This is a genomic window from Micromonospora sp. NPDC002411, from assembly GCF_053592955.1.
The window spans coordinates 1-2,923 of record NZ_JBSFBM010000540.1 but is presented as its reverse complement, the minus strand read 5'-3'; the positions used below and the strand labels follow the sequence as shown (position 1 = coordinate 2,923).

Annotated in this window: 5 protein-coding genes; 4 read left to right on the top strand and 1 reads right to left on the bottom strand. The window is 73.6% G+C overall.

The window, feature by feature from the left end; translation table 11 throughout:
* The first annotated feature begins 142 nt into the window (after positions 1–142).
* From tsaB to ACWCO3_RS33525, 4 genes are read left to right on the top strand one after another with little or no spacing between them, the layout of a single operon-like run.
* The gene (gene tsaB / locus ACWCO3_RS33540; protein ID WP_145778953.1) at positions 143–820 is read left to right on the top strand and encodes a tRNA (adenosine(37)-N6)-threonylcarbamoyltransferase complex dimerization subunit type 1 TsaB; all 678 of its coding nucleotides are present in this window, start codon (positions 143–145) and stop codon (positions 818–820) included.
* Entirely contained in the window at positions 817–1,299 is a 483-nt protein-coding gene (gene rimI, locus ACWCO3_RS33535; protein WP_145778954.1) for a ribosomal protein S18-alanine N-acetyltransferase, read from the top strand. The genes tsaB and rimI overlap by 4 nt, the downstream gene beginning before the upstream one ends.
* Positions 1,292–2,338: a tRNA (adenosine(37)-N6)-threonylcarbamoyltransferase complex transferase subunit TsaD gene (gene tsaD / locus ACWCO3_RS33530; RefSeq protein ID WP_145778955.1), complete on the top strand. Its 1,047-nt coding sequence runs from the start codon at positions 1,292–1,294 to the stop codon at positions 2,336–2,338. The genes rimI and tsaD overlap by 8 nt, the downstream gene beginning before the upstream one ends.
* 14 nt (positions 2,339–2,352) lie before the next feature.
* Entirely contained in the window at positions 2,353–2,607 is a 255-nt protein-coding gene (locus tag ACWCO3_RS33525) for a hypothetical protein (RefSeq protein ID WP_053660576.1), read from the top strand.
* Between the two features lie 25 nt (positions 2,608–2,632).
* On the opposite strand, the gene ACWCO3_RS33520 is transcribed toward ACWCO3_RS33525, so the two are convergent.
* Positions 2,633–2,836, bottom strand: a complete 204-nt coding sequence (locus ACWCO3_RS33520) for a hypothetical protein (RefSeq protein ID WP_450013957.1) — start codon at positions 2,834–2,836, stop codon at positions 2,633–2,635.
* Positions 2,837–2,923: the final 87 nt, after the last annotated feature.

The following is a 2,923-nucleotide window of genomic DNA, read 5'->3' as shown; positions in this document are numbered from 1 at the left end:
GCCACAGCGGAATCACGCTCAACAGCGAGTCCTGCCCCCCGGGGGATCAGCGTGCGCCGCCCGCCCGCCAGCCGCTCCCGGGCGGCGGGTGAGGGCGGGGCGTGACGGAGGGCTGCGGCGGGGGCGGCTAGGCTGGCTTACCGTGCTCGTACTCGTGGTGGACAGCTCGACCCCTGCGGTGACCGCAGCGCTGGTGGATGTCTCGGCGGACGGTGTGGTGTCCCGGGCGCACCGGTGCACGGTCGATGCCCGCGCGCACGGCGAACTGCTCGCCCCCCAGGTGGACGCCGTCCTCGCCGACGCCGACGCGCGCCCACGTGACCTGACCGCCATCGTCGCCGGGCTCGGCCCAGGGCCGTTCACCGGGCTGCGGGTCGGCCTGGTCACCGCCGCGACGATGGGGCAGGTGCTCGGCATCCCCACGTACGGCGTCTGCTCGCTGGACGCCATCGGCTACCCGGCGGCGTCCGGTGAGCCGGTGTTGGCCGCCAGCGACGCCCGGCGTAAGGAGCTCTACTGGGCCGTCTACGACGGCGCCGGCCAGCGGATCGTCGGGCCCGAGGTGTCGACCCCGGCGGTGGCCGCTGTGCGCGCCCGGGAGCTGGGTGCGACGATCGCGGTCGGCGACGGAGCGCACCGGTACGCCGAGACCCTTGACCTGCCCGTTCGGGTCGAGCCCCGGTACCCGGACGCCACGGTGCTGGCGCTGCTCGCCGCCGAGCGGATCCGGGCGGGTGCGCCCGGCGAGCGGCTCACCCCGCTCTACCTGCGCCGCCCCGACGCGGTGGCCGCGACCGGCCGTAAACCGGTCCTGCCATGACGGCGGTACGGCTCGTCCCGTTCCGCTGGTGGCACATCGACGACGTGCTGCCGATCGAGGCGGACCTCTTCGGGGCCGAACAGTGGTCGCCCGGCATGTTCTGGAGCGAGTTGGCGAACGGGCACCACTACCGGGTCGCCGTCGACGAGGACGGCGCCGTACTCGGTTACGCCGGGCTCGCCGGAGTTCCCCCGGACGAGGTGTGGGTGCAGAACATCGCCGTCCGCCGGGACGCCCAGCGGCGCGGTGTGGGCCGTGCCCTCCTGGAGGACCTGCTCGCCGAGGCGGCCCGGCGCGAAACCCGCAGCACCCTGCTGGAGGTCGCCGTGGACAACGCCGCCGCCCAGCGGCTCTACGCGACGTACGGGTTCGAGCCGATCGGCGTGCGGCGCGGCTACTACCAACCGAGCAACACCGACGCGCTGGTCATGCGGCGCGACGCCGAGCCGACCGGGGACGGACCACACGACCATGGCTGACGAACCGCTGATCCTGGGTATCGAGACCTCCTGCGACGAGACCGGCGTCGGCATCGTGCGGGGGCACACCCTGCTGGCCGACGCGCTCGCCTCCAGCGTCGAGGAACACGCCCGGTTCGGGGGTGTGGTCCCCGAGGTGGCCAGCCGGGCACACCTGGAGGCCATCGTGCCGACCATGGACCGTGCCCTGACCGAGGCCGGCGTCACCCTGGCCGACATCGACGCGATCGCTGTCACCTCCGGGCCCGGTCTGGCCGGCGCGCTGCTGGTCGGTGTCGCCGCCGCCAAGGGGTACGCGCTCGCTGCCGAGAAGCCCGTGTACGGCGTGAACCACCTTGCCGCGCACGTCGCGGTGGACACCCTCGAACACGGCCCCCTGCCCGAGCCCGCCATCGCGCTGCTGGTATCCGGTGGCCACTCGTCCCTGCTGCTCGTCGACGACCTGGCCCGGGGCGTCACCCCACTGGGCGCCACCATCGACGACGCGGCCGGCGAGGCGTTCGACAAGGTCGCCCGGCTGCTCGGGCTGCCGTTCCCGGGTGGCCCGCCCATCGACCGGGAGGCCCGCGCCGGTGACGCCGCCTCGATCGCGTTCCCGCGTGGTCTGACCGCCGCGAAGGATCTCGCCGCCCACCGGTACGACTTCTCGTTCTCCGGGCTGAAGACGGCGGTGGCCCGGTGGGTCGAGGCCCGTCAGCGTGCCGGCGAGCCGGTGCCGGTGGCCGACGTGGCCGCGTCTTTCCAGGAGGCGGTCTGTGACGTCCTGACCAACAAGGCACTCGCCGCCTGCCGTGCCCAGGGCATCGAGACCCTGGTGATCGGCGGGGGAGTGGCGGCGAACTCGCGGCTGCGGGCGATGGCCGAGCAGCGGGCCGAGAAGTACGGCATCCAGGTCCGGGTGCCCCGGCCCAAGCTGTGCACCGACAACGGCGCGATGGTGGCCGCACTTGGTTCGCACCTGGTCGCCGCGGGGGTCGCACCGAGCCGACTCGACCTGCCGGCCGACTCGGCGCTGCCGTTGACCACGGTCAGCGTGTGACGGGGGCGGCGGACATGATCGTGCGGATGTGGGAGGCGCGCGCCGAGGCGTACGGCGTCGCGGATCTGATCACCTGGGTGTGCGACACCGCCCTGCCCGAGTTGGAGCACGACCCGCTGCACGTCTCCAGCGAGGTCTTCTCCTCCACCGACCATCGGGTGGTGGTCATCTCGAAGTGGCGCAGCAACCCGCGTCCGTTGCCGGATCCGCCCGCCCTGTTGGTGGCCCGCGCCCCGCACTCCTGGGACTTCACCCAGGTCGACCGCTGACGCGGGCCACCAAACGGGAGCAAGGTCAGCTGCGGCGCAGCATCCGGTAGGTGGCGATGCCGCCGGTGCCCAGCGCGGCGAGGAAGACCAGCCAGACGACTGTGCTGCTGACGCCGACCTGAGGACCGGAGTTGGCCGAGGCGGCGGCCAGCAGCCCGTCCTCACCGGGGGCGGGCAGCGCGGCCGGCGGCAGTTCCGGCCACCGAACCAGGCCGGTGGACTCCAGCATCTGCATGTGATGCGTGACGAAGCCGGCCCTTCCTCGGCGGGTTCGTGCCGATCATCGGGGCGACGGTGGCCGGCGCGGTGGCGGTGC

Coding starts and splice junctions, on each gene's coding strand:
- rimI (WP_145778954.1), top strand. CDS start 817: ATGACGGCGGTACGGCTCGTCCCGTTCCGCTGGTGGCACATCGACGAC.
- tsaD (WP_145778955.1), top strand. CDS start 1,292: ATGGCTGACGAACCGCTGATCCTGGGTATCGAGACCTCCTGCGACGAG.
- ACWCO3_RS33525 (WP_053660576.1), top strand. CDS start 2,353: ATGATCGTGCGGATGTGGGAGGCGCGCGCCGAGGCGTACGGCGTCGCG.
- ACWCO3_RS33520 (WP_450013957.1), bottom strand. CDS start 2,836: ATGCTGGAGTCCACCGGCCTGGTTCGGTGGCCGGAACTGCCGCCGGCC.